Here is a 17,347-nt window from a genome sequence, read left to right as displayed (position 1 = left end):
CGGCCTCTTAGTAGAGAATGAGAATAAGGTTATACCGGAATCATGCGGAATCTGCGACCGTGTCGCCGGCTTCGGCGGCGGCATCCCGTACGAACCGGATGCCGCCGTCCTCGGCGAAGACCCGGATGCGGTCCCCGGCCACGAAGCTGCCGTCGAGCAGTTCCCGCGCCAGCGGGTTCTCCACCATCGTCTGCAGGGCCCGCTTCAGCGGTCGCGCGCCGTAGACCGGATCGAAGCCCGCTGCGGCGAGCTGATCGAGCGCACTGTCGTCGAGGGTCAGTCCGATCTGCCGCTCGGCGAGCCGGGTCACGAGCATCTGGGCCTGGATGCGCGCGATGTCGCGGATCTGCGCCTGGTCCAGCGCGTGGAACACCACCGCTTCGTCGATGCGATTGATGAACTCGGGCCGGAACTGCTGGCGGACGACTTCCATGACGGCGGCCTTGATCCCGGCGTAGTCCTCGGTGGCGCCGATGTCCTGGATCAGCTGTGATCCCAGATTGGACGTCATCACGATCACCGTGTTGCGGAAGTCGACGGTGCGGCCCTGGCCGTCGGTCAGGCGCCCGTCGTCGAGCACCTGCAGCAGGATGTTGAAGACATCGGCATGGGCCTTCTCGATCTCGTCCAGCAGGATGACCGAGTAGGGGCGGCGCCGCACGGTCTCGGTGAGATAGCCGCCTTCCTCGTATCCGACGTAGCCCGGAGGCGCGCCGATCAGCCGTGCCACGCTGTGGCGCTCCATGAACTCGCTCATGTCGATGCGCACCATCGCTTCCTCGGTATCGAAGAGGAAGGCCGCGAGCGCCTTCGACAGCTCGGTCTTGCCGACACCGGTGGGCCCGAGGAACAGGAAGGAGCCGATGGGGCGGTTCGGGTCCGACAGACCGGCGCGCGAGCGCCGGATCGCATCCGCGACCGCGCTGACGGCTTCGTCCTGGCCGACGACGCGCCCGTGCAGCGATTCCTCCATGCGCAGGAGCTTGTCGCGTTCGCCCTCGACCAGCTTGGCGACCGGAATGCCCGTCCAGCGCGCCACGACTTCCGCAATTTCCTCGTCGGTGACCGCAGTGCGCAGCAGGCGGGCGCCGTGCTCGGCGTCTTCGGGCGCTTCCTCCTCGGCGGCCTGCTCGGCGGCGAGTTTGCGTTCCAGCTCCGGAATGGTGCCGTACTGCAACTCCGCCATGCGGGTCAGGTCGCCCGCGCGCCGGGCCGCCTCGAGATCGGTGCGCACGCGCTCAAGCTGCTCCTTGAGGTCCTGGCTGCCCGCAACCTCGGCCTTCTCGGCCTGCCAGCGCGATTCCAGCTCGCCGAACTCGCTCTCCAGCTTGGCGATCTCCTCGTCGAGCGTGGCGCGGCCGCGGCGGGCGGATTCATCCTCGTCGCCGCCGATCGCCTCGCGCTCGATCTTGAGCTGGATCAGTCGCCGCTCCAGACGATCGAGCGCCTCCGGCTTGGAGTCGATCTCGATGCGGATGCGCGACGCTGCCTCGTCCACCAGGTCGATGGCCTTGTCGGGCAGCTGCCGGTCGGTGATGTAGCGGTGCGACAGCTTGGCCGCCGCGATGATGGCGGCATCGGTGATATCGACGCCGTGATGAACCTCGTAGCGCTCCTTGAGCCCGCGCAGGATGGCGATGGTGTCCTCGACCGAGGGCTCGTCGACCAGCACCTTCTGGAAGCGGCGCTCGAGCGCGGCATCCTTCTCGATGTGCTTGCGGTACTCGTCCAGGGTGGTGGCGCCGACGCAGTGCAGCTCGCCGCGCGCCAGCGCCGGCTTCAGCATGTTGCCGGCGTCCATGGCGCCCTCGGCCTTGCCGGCGCCCACCATGGTGTGCAGCTCGTCGATGAACAGGATGATCTGACCTTCCTGCTTGGCAAGGTCGTTGAGCACGGCCTTGAGGCGTTCCTCGAACTCGCCGCGGTACTTCGCGCCCGCGATGAGCGCGGCCATGTCCAGCGACAGCACGCGCTTGGACTTCAGCGATTCCGGCACCTCTCCGTTGACGATCCGGGAGGCGAGGCCCTCGACGATGGCGGTCTTGCCGACGCCGGGCTCGCCGATGAGGACCGGATTGTTCTTGGTGCGGCGCGACAGCACCTGCACGACGCGGCGGATCTCCTCGTCGCGGCCGATGACCGGATCGAGCTTGCCGGCCTCCGCGCGCTGGGTCAGGTCGACGGTGTACTTGTCGAGCGCCTGGCGCTGCTCCTCGGCGTTGGGGTCGTCCACATTGGCGCCGCCGCGGATCTGTTCGATGGCCTTGTCCAGCAGTTCACGGCGCACGCCGGCATCGCGCAGCAGCTCGCCCAGCCGGTCCTTGTCATCGAGCGCGGCCAGCGGGAACAGTTCGCTGGCGATGTACTGATCACCACGCTTCTGGGCGAGCCGGTCGCACAGATTGAGGATGCGGCCGAGCTCTGGGGACACGCCGACCTCGCCGGTGGCCTGCTTGAGCGTGGCGAGCTCGCCGAGTGCCCGGGCCAGCGCATTGCGCAGGCGCGCGATATCGGCGCCGCCCGCCTGGAGCAGGGCCGGAATGCTGCCGCCCTGGGCGTCCAGCATGGCCTGCATGAGGTGCAGGGGGGCGATCTGGGCGTGATCGCGCCCCACCGCGAGCGACTGGGCGTCCGCGAGTGCCTGCTGGAAGTGACTGGTGAGCTTGTCGGTACGCATGGTGACCCCCACACGAAAATGTCGTGAAGTCAATGTTGGGGTGGGGACGGTGGGTTCAAGGCTGCATCGGCGCAGCCGGTGGCTTTGGCGTAGGGTGTGCGTCCCCTCAGCGAGCGGCAGTCGGCATGCAGACCACCAAGGCCTACAAGAACAACGAATTCCTGATGAGCGAGGAGGCTCGTACGGTGCGCATCCTGTGCGAGTACCTCGAGCCGCAGCGGCGACTGGCGCAGCAGAACATCGATCGCGCGGTGGCATTCTTCGGCTCCGCGCGGGCGCGCCCATTCGGTGAGGGCGATGCACCGGACGGCGGCGTCGACTACTACGCACTGGCGGTCGAACTGGCCGAGCGGGTGGCGAACTGGACGGTCGAGAAGCACCGTCCGCGCGATCGCTACTACCTGGTCACCGGTGGGGGGCCGGGGATCATGCAGGCGGTGCACGAAGGCGCCGCGCGCGTGCACGCAGCGCTCAATGTGGGGCTGAACATCTCGCTGCCGTTCGAGCAGCACGTGAACGATTTCCTCACCCACCAGAACGCCTTCGAGTTCCACTACTTCTTCATGCGCAAGTTCTGGTTCATGAACCTCGCGCGCGGGGCGGTGGTGTTCCCGGGCGGTTTCGGGACGCTCGACGAGCTCTTCGAGCTTCTCACGCTGGTTCAGACCGGCAAGGCCGACCGCATGCCGGTGGTGCTGTTCGGCAGCGCCTTCTGGGAGGCAGCCATCAACTTCCCGCTGCTGGCGGAGCAGGGGTTGATCAGCGAGGGCGATCTCGCCCTGTTCGCGGTCTGCGACGATGTCGACAGCGCGTTCCGTCACCTGGTGACCGGACTGGAGCCGGCCGCGCCGCCCCAGCCCTGAACGGGCTCAGTCGTCCCCGAAGAAGAGGTCGTCCTCCTCCAGCAGACGGCGCAGAGCGCGTTCCTCGCGGAACCGCTCCACGTCGCGCCAGTCGCGCAGCCGTACCCCGGGGGGCGCAGCGCTGCGCTGCGACGTGGCGTCCGCGTTCTCCTCGGTGTCTTCCGACCAGGAATCCGTGGATGCGTCGTCGTAGTCGGTATCGTCGAATTCGGACTCGGGGCGTGCCTTCTTCTTGGCGGCCATCGGCAATGTCGGGCGGAATGGTGACGGGGTTTCCGAGGCGTCTTTTAGCAGTGTTCCGGCTCGGAAAAAAGAGGGGGAGCGCGAGAATGTGCGGGTGCGGTACACGGGCCGCGCCTCCGGGCGCGCGGTGTCGAGGCAGGGCGCGCATCGGCGGGGCGCGGGGTGCTAGTCTCCCGGCATGAAACGCGTGACCGCGATGCTGTCGGTATGGGCGGGTCTCTGCCTCCTTGCGCTGGGGGTCTCGGGCAACGGCGGGACCGCGGCGGGTGATGCGGAAGCGCGCGCGCAGGTCGCCGTCATCACCATCAACGGGCCGATCAGCCCGGCGACGGCGGACTATCTGGAGAGCGCCCACGAGGAGGCCCTCGCCGACGGGGCGACCGCGGTGGTGATCGCGCTCGACACCCCGGGCGGACTGGTTACCGCGATGCGCGACATGATCCAGCTCGTGCTGCAGTCGCGCGTGCCGGTCATAACCTGGGTCAGCCCCGAAGGCGCGCGGGCGGCGAGCGCGGGCACCTATCTGCTCTACGCCTCCCATGTGGCCGCGATGGCACCGGCCACCAATGTGGGCGCGGCCACCCCGGTACGCATCGGGGGCGCGCCTTCGGAACCCGGCCCGCGATCGCCGGGCGGCCCGGACGAGGCCCCCGACGAGGGAGCCGGCGACGGTGACTCGGGCGCCGGCGACGACGATGCACGGCCGACGGACGAAGGCGGAATGAGTGCCGGCGAAAAGAAGGCCGTCAACGATGCCGTTGCCTACATCCGCAGTCTGGCCGAGCGCCGTGGCCGCAATGCCGACTGGGCCGAGCAAGCGGTCCGCGAGGGCGTCAGCATCTCCGCCGACGAGGCCCTGGAGCGCAACGTCATCGACCTCGTGGTCCCGACGCTGGCCGGTCTGCTCGACGCGATCGATGGCCGCGAGGTGACGCTTGCCGGCGGCGCCACCCGGACGCTGACGCTGGAGGACGCCGAGATCCGCCGCTACGACCCCGGCTGGCGCTATGAATTCCTGGCGATCATCACCAATCCCACCATCGCCTATGTGCTGATGATGATCGGCATCTACGGGCTGCTGCTGGAGGGCTACAGCCCCGGCGCCATCCTGCCGGGGACGGTGGGGGCGATCTCGCTGCTGCTGGCGCTGTACGCGTTCCAGCTCATGCCGGTGAGCTACGTCGGCCTCGGTCTGCTGGTGCTGGGCATCGTCCTGATGATCGCGGAGGCGCTCGCGCCCAGTTTCGGCATACTCGGTTTCGGCGGGCTTGCCGCCTTCGTGCTGGGATCGGTATTCCTGATGGATACGGACGTGCCGGGCTACGACATCCATCTCGGCGTCATCGTCGGCCTGTCGCTGGCGTCGGCGCTGCTGCTGGGCATCACCCTCTACCTGCTCTACCGGTCGCGGCGCGCGCGCGTGACCACCGGCGACGAAGGCACGGTCGACGGGCAGATCGGCAGCGTGCTCTCATTCTCCGGGGGCAGCGGCTGGATGCTGCTCAACGGCGAACGCTGGCAGATTCGCTCCGGCGATGCGCTGCAGGCCGGACAGACCGTGCGCGCCATCCGTCACGACGGATTCACGATCGAAGTGGAAGCTGCCGACCATCCCCTCGACACGCCCCCGGCGCCGGTCGATACCCGATAGGAGATCGCGATGTTCACGAGCTTGCTCACCCTGGCCGTCGTCCTGCTGGCCATCATCGCCTCGGCCTTCAAGGTGCTCGCCGAGTACGAGCGCGGCGTCATCCTCACGCTCGGACGCTACACCTCGATGAAGGGCCCGGGCCTGATCATCGTCATCCCGGTGCTGCAGCGGATGCTCAAGGTGGATCTGCGCACCGTGGTCATGGACGTACCGCCGCAGGACGTGATCTCGCGCGACAACGTGTCGGTGTCGGTCAACGCGGTGGTCTACTTCCGCGTCATGGACTCGTCGAAGGCCATGCTCCAGGTCGAGAACTACTACGAGGCCATCAGCCAGCTGGCGCAGACCACGCTGCGCTCGGTGCTCGGCCAGCACGAGCTCGACGAGATGCTGACCGAGCGCGACAAGCTCAACCAGGACATCCAGAAGATCCTCGACGAGGCCTCCGAGCCCTGGGGCGTGAAGGTCGCCAATGTCGAGATCAAGCACGTCGACCTCAACGACTCGATGATCCGCGCGATGGCGCGCCAGGCCGAGGCCGAGCGCTCCCGCCGCGCCAAGGTCATCCACGCCACCGGCGAGCAGGAGGCGGCCGAGAAGCTCAGTCAGGCCGCCAAGCAGCTGTCGTCCCAGCCGCAGGCGCTGCAGCTGCGCTACATGCAGACGCTCATCGATGTCGCGGGCGACAAGAACTCGACCATCGTCTTCCCGCTGCCGATGGATCTCATCACGCCCTTCATGGAAAAGGCCAGGTCGCAGGCCGATGCCGCGAAAAACGACAGCGAAGCGGGCTGACCCCCCTGGCATTTCGCGCATTGCCTGCTAAAATGCGCGGCCTCGTGGGGCGGTAGCTCAGCTGGGAGAGCGTCGCGTTCGCAATGCGAAGGTCGGGAGTTCGATCCTCCTCCGCTCCACCACATCATCAGAGCCGGCCGCGGGCCGGCTTTTTTGTTTCCGGTTACCGTCCATGTCACACGCCGACTCCGCACCGTCGTCGATTACCGCAGCGCGGTACCACGACCTCATGGTTCCCAACTACGCGCCGGCCGATTTCGTGCCGGTGCGCGGCCGGGGTGCGCGCGTGTGGACCACCGACGGGCGGGAGCTGATCGACTTCGGTGGCGGCATCGCGGTGAACAGCCTCGGGCACTGCCACCCGGCGCTGGTGGAGGCACTGCACGAGCAGGCGCAGCAGCTCTGGCACGTCTCCAACGTGGTCACCAACGTGCCGGCGCTCGCGCTCGCGGACGCCCTCTGCCAGGCGACCTTTGCCGAGCGCGTGTTCTTCTGCAACTCCGGGGCCGAGGCCAACGAGGCCGCGCTCAAGCTGGCGCGCCGGCGCGCGGCCATGGTGCACGGCGCCGACAAGCACGAGATCATCAGCTTCAGCGATTCCTTTCACGGGCGCACGCTGTTCACGGTGAGCGTGGGGGGACAGCCGAAGTACGCGGAGCACTTCGGACCGCTGCCGGGCGGCATCCGGCACCTGCCGTACAACGATGCCGCGGCGCTGGAGGCGGCGGTCTCGGACCGGACCTGCGCGGTGATCGTCGAGCCGATCCGGGGAGAGGGCGGTGTGGTGCCGGCCGACCCCGCGTTCCTGGCTGCGGCACGGCGCGCATGCGAAGCGCACGACGCGCTGCTGATCTTCGACGAGGTCCAGAGCGGCGTCGGCCGCACCGGCAGTCTCTACGCGTACACGCAGTCGCCGGTGGTGCCGGACATCCTCACCACCGCGAAGGGGCTGGGTGGCGGATTTCCCATCGGCGGCATGCTGACCACCGCGGCGATCGCGGAGCATCTCCCGGTCGGCAGCCACGGCACGACCTTCGGCGGGAATCCCCTCGGCTGCGCGGTCGCGCGGCGGGTGCTGGATATCGTCAACGAGCCCGGCTTCCTCGCCACTGTCGGCGAGAAGGGCGCGGCGATGGCCCAGGCGGTTGCGCGCATGGGGCGTCAGCACGGCGTCTTCGAGGCGGTGCGCGGGCAGGGGATGCTGCTCGGCGGCGTCACTGCGCCGGCGTGGCGCGGCCGCGCGCGCGATATCGTCGCGGCGGGGCACGAAGCCGGCGTGTGGTGCCTGGTGGCCGGCGGCGACGTGGTGCGCTTCGCGCCGCCCCTGGTGCTGGATGACGACGAGATGCGCGAGGGTCTGGAACGGCTCGACCGCGCGCTCGCCGGCCTGCGCTAGCGTTCCAGCGCGCGCTTGACGAGCCGGTCGCGCCAGCGCACGACCAGGCCGTCGGGAACGATGTCCGCGATCATTCCGCCGTCGGGAAGGCGCTCGCCGATGCCGTAGCGGCGGCCGCCCACGCGCACGAAGCGGCGCTCGGGGTCGTCGTCGTAGACGTGCACCTGGATGGTGAATGCCGGGAGATCGCTCTGCGCGGCTGGCAGCATCGGCTCCGGGGCCGTCTCTGCCGATGATGGCGGAGGCGTGGATGCCGCCGAGGTGGCGCGGTCGCTGCCGGCATCGGCATCGCGGTCCACTCCGGTTCGGGCGCTCGTGCCGCTACCCGCGACGAAGAGGTCCTGCGGTTCGAGGGCGACCGCACCGCTGCGCCGGGCGGCGGCGCTCGGGCCCTGATCGCCCTCGACCCCGGGGAAGAGCGCATCCAGCGACCGGAGGCGGGCGCCGTCGGCAAGCTGCGCACGCGGAATCGGGGCGTCGGCTTCGGCCTCGGCGCTGGCGGGAGCGACGGGTGCCGGGTCGGGAGTGGATGCCGGCCGGGTCACGGGTGGCGTTCCGGCGGAGTCGGATCGGGCGGGTGCGTCGCTCGCGCGCTCGGGCAGGAATGCGTAGAGCAGGGCGGCCAGGCCGAGCACGGCGATGCCGATGGCCACCCAGCGCGGTGCCGTCGCGGTGCGCCTGCGGCTTGCCCGCAGCGGACTGGTGATCACGCCGCGCCCGGGCGGGCGGCCGAGGCGGCGCTCATCCTCGGCACGGCGAAGCGCATCCAGGATGTGGGACATGTCAGCCGCCCTCCGCCGTGCGGGCGAGCATCGGGCCGGTGCCCGGGCCGAGCGCGCGCAGCAGCACGATCCGCGTCTTCTCGCCGACCCGGCCGTCCACCGTCAGGCCCTGGGCGCGTTGGAAGGCCTCGACACGCGATTGCAGTTCATCGTCATAGGTGGCGGGGTCGTCGCCCGGAACGGGCTCGCCGGTCGCATCGGCAAGGCTGCGGCGCAGCCAGGCAACCTCGGGCCCGCTGTCGCCCGGGCCGAGCACCGCCGAGCTCCCTTCCGGGCGCCACACGATCAGGAAATCGCCGTTCCACAGCCGGTCGAGGGCATCGCGTTCGATCTCTTGCCAGCCGTCGGCCGTCGCGATCGTGGCGCGGGGGCCCGCAAGGCTGCGCAGCAGCGCGTGGCGCCGCACGCCGTCGGGGCCGATCAGCGTCAGGATCGCGGGGCGGCCGTAGCGCGCGAGCGTGCGCCAGTCACCCTTGTCGCGCAGGCAACGCAGGCGGTAGTCGGTGATGGCCTCGCAGACCGGGCGCTCCGCCGGCACGCGGATTCCCGTGTCCCACATCCCGAGCAGCATGCCGACCTGATCGCCGAGCGGCGGCAGGACATCGAACCAGCCGGCATTGGTGCCGACCCCGCGTACCTGCTCCACGGGTGTCGCGCCACCGGTGCCGCTGCCCTGCTCGCTGCCGGTCGCGGACAGGCTGCTCAGGCCGGTCGCCATGCGCAGCTGCGGCGCCGCCGAGCCCGGGGTGGTGCGCTCGAGTGCCGAGGCCTGCTTCGGCGGGGCCGGGCCGGGCTCGTGCACCGATGCCGCGGCGATGTCCGGCGGCGACGCAGCATCGTCCCCGGGTGCCGCACGCCACACCCAGGCCACTAGCAGCATGCCCGCCAGCGCCACTCCGGGCACCCAAGGGAGCGAGCGGCGGAAGACCCGCGCGGGCGCACCGTGCTCGTCCCGCATACGGGGCGCGGTGCTGCGCGCGGCTTCGCGCACCATGTCGGTGGTGACGTCCCGACTGCCTGCGGAGTAGGCCGCGAGCAGGGCGCGGTCGCAGATCACGTTGATGAGCCGGGGGATGCCGCCGGAGTACCGGTAGATGGTGCGCACCGAGCGCGCATCGAAGAGATCCGGTTCCCCACCAACTACCCGCAACCGGTGCGCGATGTATGCAGCGGTCTCGTCGCTGCTCAGCGCGGCGAGATGGAACCGCGCCGTGATGCGCTGTGCAAGCTGGCGCAGTCCGGGACGCGCCAGCAGCTCGTCGAGCTCGGGCTGGCCGATGAGCATGATGCGGAGCAGCTTCTGCTTGCTGGTCTCGAGATTGGTGAGGAGCCGGACCTGCTCCAGCAGATCCTCGGACAGATTCTGCGCCTCGTCGATGATCAGCACGGTCCTGCGACCGGCGGCATGGGTCGCCAGCAGATGCCGGTTGAGCGCGTCCACCAGCTGCTTGGGAGACCCCGGGTCGGGGTACGCGACGGCGAGCTCGTCGCAGATCGACTGCAGGAATTCGGTCGTGGTCTGGCGCGGGTTGAGGATCAGCGCGACATCGACCTCCGGCATCTGCTGTTCGAGCAGGGTACGGATGACGGTGGTCTTGCCGGTCCCGACCTCGCCGGTGAGCTGCACGAAGCCGCCCGACTCGCCGGTGCCGTAGAGCAGATGCGCGAGGGCTTCGTGATGATGCGGCGACAGATAGAGGAACGCCGGATCGGGCGTGATCGAGAAGGGCGGCTCGCTGAAGCGGAAGAAGTGCGTGTACACGGTGGGAACCGGGCGCCGGTCGCGTATGGCGTCCCCGGCAGGAGTCGAACCTGCGACCTATCGCTTAGGAGGCGGTCGCCATGGGGACTATATCTGTCTGTTTTACAGGCTATTTGTAGTAGAGTTCAACCGGTCCATTTGCTCTACATTTGCTCATTGGATGGCTTACTACAAGAAGCGTCAATGGTACACGCTGACCACGTACAAGGATGGTCGGACGAAAAGGACTCTGAACGTCCGCCACGACTTTCGTGTCGTGCTTCCCGGCGGCCAGCGAGTGACCCGCACCTTCAAGAATCTGGACGCAGGCAAGCGCTGGGTCGCCGAGCAGGAGCGTCTGATCGAGCTCGGTGCCGATGCCCTCGGCGTAGAACGTTCCCGGGACGTAACAGTGGGGGCCATCCTGGATCGCTACATGAGGGAAGTCGCCGTGTCCCTGAAGTCCATGCGTGCCGCCAAGGGCTGTGCCGATCCGCTGCGTCGCGAGCTCGGCCAGATTCCGCTGTCGGCGCTGACACCCGAGCGTGTTGGTGAGTATCGCGACACCCGCTTGAAGCAACGACGCCGTCGCGGGGGAGGCACGAAGGAGGCGGAGGCCGTCGAGCTGGATCGGATGATCCAGCCATCGACGGTAAAGAAGGAGTTGGCCTTCTTGTCTCGCGTCATCGATGTTGCAACCAAGGCTTGGGGGTATCGCCTTCCGTTAGGTAATCCAGCGCGCGGCGTGGACCGGCCATCCGAGGGCGATGGCCGTGATCGTCGCCTTGTCGGGGACGAAGAGTCGCGCCTATTGGCAGCTGCGAGCGGGAATCCGGTGTTACGCAACGCGATCATTCTCCTGATCGAGACGGCAGCCCGTCGTGGTGAGCTGTGGGCGGTCGAGTGGCGGGATATCGACTATGAAAGTCGGACCCTTCACCTTCGCGCAGAAGATCCGGGTGCGGCCAAGACGGGTACCGCAAAGACGCGTCGCGTAGTGCCGCTGACGCCCAGGGCCGTCGAAGCCTTCAAGGCGCTGGAGCCGAAACGCAAGAGCGATCGTCAGGGCCGCGTCTTCCGCATTGAGCCCAGCTCCGTGAGTCAGGCTTTCGGCCGCGCCTGCGCGCGTGCCGGAATCGATGAGCTGACGCTTCACGACCTTCGGCACGAGGGCACTTCGCGGCTGTTCGAGCTGGGTCTGAACATGATGGAGGTATCCGCCATCACGGGACACAAAACTCTGGATATGCTCAAGCGGTACACTCAACTCCGCGCCGAGCAAATCGGCAAGCGCATGGAAACGCTTCTCGCGCCGGAGTCCAGTGATGCAGCCGTTGAAGTGCAGCTCGCTGCGATCCTCAAGGAGCTGGAGTACCTTCGCCACCAAAAGTAGCCCGCCCCGGTAGCTCAGCGGATAGAGCGCGCGCCTCCTAAGCGCGGGGTCGTAGGTTCGATTCCTACCCGGGGCGCCATACTTTTCGAGGACCTAACGCGCCGAGAATCAGCGCAGTCCCCCGAAGCACCGTTTATCGGTTAATTAATACCGTTCATCGGTAGCCGGGCGCGCAAATTTGCGAACTTGTCGGCAACGCGTGCGTTTTGACGTGACGCGCCCGCGTGATTGTTCATGCACCAAGCGCGGTCTGTGAACAAACCCGTAAAGGTGCAGCGTAAATCGCTGATTTGTAAGCAAATATATGCCTGCGCCTGCTGCTAGGATCTCCGCAATGCGGAACAAAGGTAGGCAAGGCAATGCGGATGGACCGAGACGATGACGATGAGGTGATTGACCTCGCCCGGCTGGCCTCAATGCTCGGCCTCTCGCCGGCGACGATATTGACGCTCCGCTCGCGGGATCCGGAGCGCGTGCCGCCGGCATGGCGGACACGCCCACTAAGGTGGGTCCGCGGTGAGGTATCGCGCTGGCTGCGCGCGCAGGCGGAGGCAGAGGCAGCTCGGATTGCCACTCTCGGGCAGCCGGTGTCCCGGTCGCGGATTGGCGGCGCTCGCTAGCCTGGAGCTGGCATGTCCATCCGTGCCATGCATTGGGGGTGGGCGCAGTCACTGCCGCCTACGCAAAAGCTCGTGCTGATGGCGATCTGCGATATCGCCGACGATGATGGATTGGCATGGCCATCCATACGCACGATCGCGAAGAAGTGCTGCGTCGGTACACGCACTGCGCAGCGCGTTCTACGAAAGCTGGAACAGGACGGATACCTGGCGCGGTCGTCGCGCACCACTTTGGCCGGGAGGACAACCTCCAACGCATACCAACTCGCCCTCGCAAGGGAGGGCGTCAAATTGACACCCTCCCCACCGCAGTCTCGCAGGGAGAGTGACACCAGTGGCAGGGGGAGGGTGTCAGCAGTGACACCCTCGGGGGTGACACCCATGTCACCCCCAGAACCACCAAAAGAACAATCAAAGGAACCCGCGCGCGCGCGCGCGAAGGTGAGTTCGCCGGCTGCGGCGCGGACATGTATGAGCGCCGAGGACCAACGTGCGGTCGCCGCAGCGCTGCGCGATCTCGCGCCTGAGGAGCAGCAGCGAGTCGTGGGAGAGCTCGCCGAGGGGATGCGGTCTGGCTCGATCCGAGAGCCCACGCGATGGGTCGACGCCGCCGTATCCCGGATCGCTGGACAGCGTGGGCCGGTTGCATGAGGACGAGGCGGGCACGGTCCTGGACCCGCAAGCGAGGCAGTGATGAAAAAAGCAATGGTGATCGCAACAATGGTGGCCGGCATGGCGATGCCGGCGGTGTCGATGGCTGATTGGGCCGACGACTGGTTCGACCAGTCGACGAGCACGAGCAGCGGCAGCTACAAGAACCAGCAGCGCGGCTTCTACACCGCCGGCGGCTTCTCGGGGCGCTGGCGGATGTCCAACGACCCGCTGGTCACCGCCACACCGCCGCGCATGGAAGTCGGCTGCGGCGGCATCGATCTGTTCGGCGGCGGCCTGAGCTTTCTCGATGCTGAGTACATCGTCGAGAAGTTCGAGCGGATCATTCAGGCCGCACCGGCCTTTGCCTTCGACATGGCCATGTCGCAGTACTGCCAGCAGTGCAAGGACACCATGAACACGCTCACGGCGATCGCCGATCAGCTCAACTCGATGCAGATCAACGATTGCCGCATGGCCAAGCGCCTGGTGATGGCGGTGGGCGAGGACAAGAACGTCATGCGCGAGATGGCCAGCGAAGCCGGCGCCGACTTCCTGCTCGGCGAGGGCTTGTCCAAGAACAGCCAGGACATGCAGGAGGACGTGCAGGCCGCCCAGGGCAAGGCGCCCGATAACCTGGAGATGGCCATCAAGGATTGCCCCCAGGTCTTCCAGGATGTCTTCACCGATGGCAGCGTGCTGCGCAACGCCACCGAGCTGGTGGGCATGCACGAGTTCGCGGATCTCATGCGCGGGCTGGTCGGGGATGTGCGCATCACCTACAACGAGACGCAGCGTCAGTTCCAGGTCGATGAGATGACGGCCTGCTCGGCCAACGAGCAGGTCAGCGGTGCCGACTTCTTCGCCGGCAACGTGCTGGAGAAGGACGCCGACGATAATTGCAGCCCGAGCGGCATGCGGCCGGTGCGCGAGAGCGTGGCTGATCGGCTGCAGGCCATCGCGACCAAGATCGAGAACACTGGCGGTAATCCGAATCTCTCGGCGGAGGAAATCGCGTTCATCAATGCCGCCGGTTTCCCGGTGCTGCGGCTGCTGTCCGACAGCGTGGTAAAGCGCAACACCGAGGCGATGGTCGATGTGCTGGCCGAGCCGGTGGGCTATGCGGTGAGCTACCGCATGCTCATTGATCTGTGGGATGTGCTGCGCTTTGCGATCAGCAAGGCCAATGAGGTCGAGGCCGATGCGAGTACGTCGAGCGGCGCCGGCACGAGGTGCCAGGCAGGCTTGGTCAAGGAAGGGACGGAAGCCGTCAAACGCCTGGAGCCGCGCATCGGCGAGCTGGCGCTGGAGGCGCGCAACGGCTGGCGGGGCTACCTCAAGGAGCTGCAGGGTCAGCTGGCGGCCACGCGTGCCTTTCAGGCGGACTACGAGCGCCGCCTGAACCGGCTGAGCCTCACCCAGGAGTAGCGCGATGCGCCGGCTCTCGGGTCTGCTGCTCTGGTTGGCGCCGCTGCCGGCGATGGCAGTGGAAATGGACTTCTACACCTACAACGGTTTCGAGGAAACCGTGGGAGCGTTCCAGCGGCTGGCGCTGATCTTCAGCGACAACCGCATCCTCATCATCGCCGGCATTCTCGCCGCCCTCGGCCTGGTGCTGGGCGCCGGGCGCATGGCCTACAAGGGCCTGAGCGGCCAGGAGAGCGACCCGCGCAGCTATTTCATGCCGCTGCTGATCGGCGTGGCCGTGTTCAAGGGCGCGGTGATCCCCACGGGCACCGTCCACGTGTTTGATCCCGTGCGCAACGGCTATGAGCCGGTGGGCGGGGTGCCCGTGCTGGTGCTGGTGGTGGCGGGCGTGCTCAACAAGATCGAGCGCGCGATGATCGATGTGGTGGACACCGCCTCAGCCGGGGTGACCTTCGCCGAGGTCGGGGGGCCGCTGGAGTTCAGCCTGGCCAAGGCCGCGGTGAGCAGCGACGTGGAGGATTGGTATCTCCAGCAGAGCGCCATCGAGTACTACCTGTCCTGCGGCCGGTTGGCCATGGGCGCATCCGATGGCGGCAACATGCGCCAGCGGCTGATGCACGACAGCACCGATCTCATGGACTCCTTTGCCGAGTGGCAGCACAACATCGTCTCGACGATGTACTACCCGCCCGGCAATGACGAGGGCGAGCTGCGCACCTGCCGGGAGGCCTGGAGCGGGACCAATGGCCTGCAGGCCCGGCTGACGGATCCCAGCACCTTCGCCGCGATGACCGAGAGCATCTGCGAGCAGGCCGGCTTCAACATGAGCGACGGCGCGCAGGACGCGCAATGTCGCACGGCGCTCCAGGACACGGCGCTGCTCTATGAGGTGCCGATCGGCAACGAGCTGCCCTTTCTGCGCTCGGTGGTGCTGGCCGAGGCCACCGCCAAGGCGCTCAACAGCGACGACTACCAGCGCAGCGTGCGCACCCTGAGCTCGCGCGCGGCCATGGCCGAGGGTCTGGGCGCGGCCGAAGCGCTCAACGAATGGGTGCCCAAGATCCGGGCCTTCATGCTCGCAGTGGTGCTGGGCCTGGCGCCGATCATGCTGGTGCTGATCGTCACACCGCTGATCGGCCCGGCCATCGTGATGATGGCCGGCTTGCTGCTGTGGGTGACGCTGTGGGGCATCAGCGACGGCATCGCCCACCAGATGCTGCGCGATATGACGCTGGACGCCTGGCGCGAGATTGCCCGCAACAACTTCGGCGTGCAGGCCATCCTGATGACGCCCGAAGGCGCGGTGAAGGCGCTGGCCACCTACGGCAAGGGCCGCGGCGTGGCGCTGATGATGGCCACGGTGCTGTCCTACGGCATCTTCAAGGTCGGCGGCTTCGCCCTGGCCAGCCTGGCCGGGCAGTTCCAGGGCCGCATCGAGGGCCTGGGTGAGCAGGCCGGCCGGCAGTCCATGCTGCCCGAGGAACAGGCCGGCATGAGCCGAAGCTTGTTCGGTGCCCCTGCGGCCGCCGCAGCGGCCGCACAGGGCTTTGGAGCGGCCTCCATGGGCGTGGGGGGCGGCATGGATGCCGTGCGCGGCTTTGGCGCTGCCAATCAGTACATCGACGAGCGTCAGCTCGGCGGCGGTTCCTTCATGGCCGCGGGTGCTGCGGACACCGCCGGCACGCTGGGCCGCGTGGAAGGCTTGCAGGCCGCCTCAACGCAATTCGGCGCCGGGGGCGCCACCGAAGTCGCACGGACCGAAGCGGCGATCGGGGCCGAGCGCGGCGGGGCGGCGGCGCAGACCATCGACAGCTTCGGGCCGGGCGCGGGCAGCCGCACCGGCACCGGTGAGGGGATCAGCAGCTTCACGAGCGCCGGCGGCACCGTGCAGGCGGCCGAGGAATACGGCACCGCCGACATGGAGCAGGCCGCTTTTGCCGGGCGCGGCTATGACGTGGAGCGGGCACGCTTCACCGAAGCCGCCGCGGGCGGGGATCTCGCCGGCGGTATCGAGCAAAGCGCGCGCCAGGACGTGGCCAGCCAGTTCGGCCGGGCGGGTGCGGCAGCCACGCTGGCCAGCAATCTCGGCATGGATCCACAGAGCATCCAGGATCGCGTGCAGATTGAGCAAGCCAAGGAAGGCGCGCGCATCACCATGCCGGTCACCGATGAGACCCGCGATGGGCTCATGCAGTATCTCGGTGACCAGGGCGCGCTGAGCGCCGGCCAGATGGCCATGATGGAGAGCCGCGACGGCAGTGTGAGCTTCCCGATGGGGCCGGACGGCACCGCCGGCGCGGCGCAGTTCAACGCCCTGTCCGAAGGCCAGGTCGGTGCCTCCACGCGGGTGGACTACAGCGCCACGCAGGACTACACCGACCGCACCAGCTACGGCGACAGCGAGCAGATCATCGATCCGCTGTATCTGCGCAATGACACAGCGGTCGAGACGCTCAAGGACGTGCTGAACGGCGACCCGCTGCACGACCTTGAACGCAGCGATTTCCAGATGCTCGCCAGAACCTACGCGGAGCGCATGGAAGGAGAGGGCCTGGATCTCGATGCGAACGCGGCGAGATTCGAGCGTGATGGCGTAGAGGGCTCATTGCCCGCCAAGATCGCCGGGCTCAACGTGGGGTCCGGGGTGACAACCGAAGATGGTGCGTCGCAGGACCCGATTATCACCGGCATGGCCGATACGGTGCGCGAGAACCTGACGGGTGCGCAGGACTCGGCGATCGACCGTTTCGGCGATCCATCGCAGTGGGACGCCGACACCCGCGAAGCCGCCCTCGATCACGTGGCGCAGCTCTGGCATCACAGCAATGAGCTGGAGATGAATCATTACGAGAGCGCGGCGATGGAGCGCACCGAGCGGCCGGCGGATCTCGCCGATGAAGGCACCTGGCGCGAAACCGCGCGGGACGGCGCAGACAGCGCCGAGCGCGGCTTCTGGTCCGCCTACGAGGGCGCGGTGGACGCCACCAGCCAGGGCATCGAGCATGCCGCCGGGTGGTTCAATGAGCGCATCGCCGGCTGGGGCGGCGATGAGCCGCCGCCGCCGGTTGAGACAGGGGGAGTTATGAGCTGGCCCCTTCTATCTCCGG

At 67.8% G+C, this 17,347-nt stretch carries 12 protein-coding genes and 2 tRNA genes; 10 read left to right on the top strand and 4 right to left on the bottom strand.

What is annotated here, in order from left to right:
• Nucleotides 1-40: 40 nt before the first annotated feature.
• Entirely contained in the window at nucleotides 41-2,677 is a 2,637-nt protein-coding gene (gene clpB, locus KAH28_RS06835) for an ATP-dependent chaperone ClpB (RefSeq protein ID WP_290575237.1), read from the bottom strand.
• Between the two features lie 125 nt (nucleotides 2,678-2,802).
• Between clpB and KAH28_RS06830 the strand changes: the two genes are divergently transcribed.
• A complete protein-coding gene (locus tag KAH28_RS06830) occupies nucleotides 2,803-3,540 on the top strand; it encodes an LOG family protein (RefSeq protein WP_290575236.1) in 738 nt (245 codons plus the stop codon).
• Nucleotides 3,541-3,546: 6 nt separating this feature from the next.
• Here KAH28_RS06830 and KAH28_RS06825 read toward each other — a convergent pair whose 3' ends face one another.
• Nucleotides 3,547-3,783 carry a hypothetical protein gene (locus KAH28_RS06825; RefSeq protein WP_290575235.1) on the bottom strand — a complete coding sequence of 79 codons (237 nt, stop codon included), beginning with the start codon at nucleotides 3,781-3,783 and terminating at the stop codon, nucleotides 3,547-3,549.
• 178 nt (nucleotides 3,784-3,961) lie between these two features.
• On the opposite strand from KAH28_RS06825, the gene KAH28_RS06820 reads away from it, so the two are divergent.
• From KAH28_RS06820 to KAH28_RS06805, 4 genes are all read left to right on the top strand, one after another.
• Nucleotides 3,962-5,434, top strand: coding sequence for a nodulation protein NfeD (locus tag KAH28_RS06820; protein WP_290575234.1), 1,473 nt, complete (start codon nucleotides 3,962-3,964; stop codon nucleotides 5,432-5,434).
• Nucleotides 5,435-5,443: 9 nt separating this feature from the next.
• Nucleotides 5,444-6,229 (top strand): slipin family protein, encoded by a 786-nt coding sequence (locus KAH28_RS06815; RefSeq protein ID WP_290575233.1) that lies wholly within the window; start codon nucleotides 5,444-5,446, stop codon nucleotides 6,227-6,229.
• Nucleotides 6,230-6,275: 46 nt separating this feature from the next.
• Nucleotides 6,276-6,351 (top strand) — tRNA-Ala (locus KAH28_RS06810).
• A gap of 50 nt (nucleotides 6,352-6,401) precedes the next feature.
• A complete protein-coding gene (locus KAH28_RS06805; RefSeq protein ID WP_290575232.1) occupies nucleotides 6,402-7,625 on the top strand; it encodes an acetylornithine/succinyldiaminopimelate transaminase in 1,224 nt (407 codons plus the stop codon).
• Here KAH28_RS06805 and KAH28_RS06800 read toward each other — a convergent pair.
• Both KAH28_RS06800 and KAH28_RS06795 read right to left on the bottom strand, forming a co-directional pair.
• Nucleotides 7,622-8,407, bottom strand: coding sequence for a general secretion pathway protein GspB (locus tag KAH28_RS06800; RefSeq protein ID WP_290575231.1), 786 nt, complete (start codon nucleotides 8,405-8,407; stop codon nucleotides 7,622-7,624). The genes KAH28_RS06805 and KAH28_RS06800 overlap by 4 nt on opposite strands.
• A gap of 1 nt (nucleotide 8,408) precedes the next feature.
• Entirely contained in the window at nucleotides 8,409-10,169 is a 1,761-nt protein-coding gene (locus KAH28_RS06795; protein WP_290575230.1) for an AAA family ATPase, read from the bottom strand.
• 160 nt (nucleotides 10,170-10,329) lie between these two features.
• Between KAH28_RS06795 and KAH28_RS06790 the strand changes: the two genes are divergently transcribed.
• The 5 genes from KAH28_RS06790 to KAH28_RS06775 all read left to right on the top strand — a co-directional run.
• Nucleotides 10,330-11,541, top strand: a complete 1,212-nt coding sequence (locus KAH28_RS06790; protein ID WP_290575229.1) for a site-specific integrase — start codon at nucleotides 10,330-10,332, stop codon at nucleotides 11,539-11,541.
• Between the two features lie 3 nt (nucleotides 11,542-11,544).
• Nucleotides 11,545-11,620, top strand: a tRNA-Arg gene (locus KAH28_RS06785).
• A 553-nt stretch (nucleotides 11,621-12,173) separates the two neighbouring features.
• A complete protein-coding gene (locus KAH28_RS17445) occupies nucleotides 12,174-12,812 on the top strand; it encodes a helix-turn-helix domain-containing protein (RefSeq protein ID WP_366918141.1) in 639 nt (212 codons plus the stop codon).
• A 54-nt stretch (nucleotides 12,813-12,866) separates the two neighbouring features.
• Nucleotides 12,867-14,240, top strand: coding sequence for a conjugal transfer protein TraH (locus KAH28_RS06780; RefSeq protein WP_290575228.1), 1,374 nt, complete (start codon nucleotides 12,867-12,869; stop codon nucleotides 14,238-14,240).
• Between the two features lie 4 nt (nucleotides 14,241-14,244).
• A partial coding sequence (locus tag KAH28_RS06775; protein WP_290575227.1) for a conjugal transfer protein TraG N-terminal domain-containing protein occupies nucleotides 14,245-17,347 on the top strand: 3,103 nt, incomplete at its 3' end.

The sequence above is a fragment of the Algiphilus sp. genome (genome assembly GCF_023145115.1).
Classification (GTDB): domain Bacteria; phylum Pseudomonadota; class Gammaproteobacteria; order Nevskiales; family Nevskiaceae; genus Algiphilus.
The sequence above is the reverse complement of the archived record's forward strand: the minus strand, read 5'-3'. Positions and strand labels throughout refer to the sequence as shown.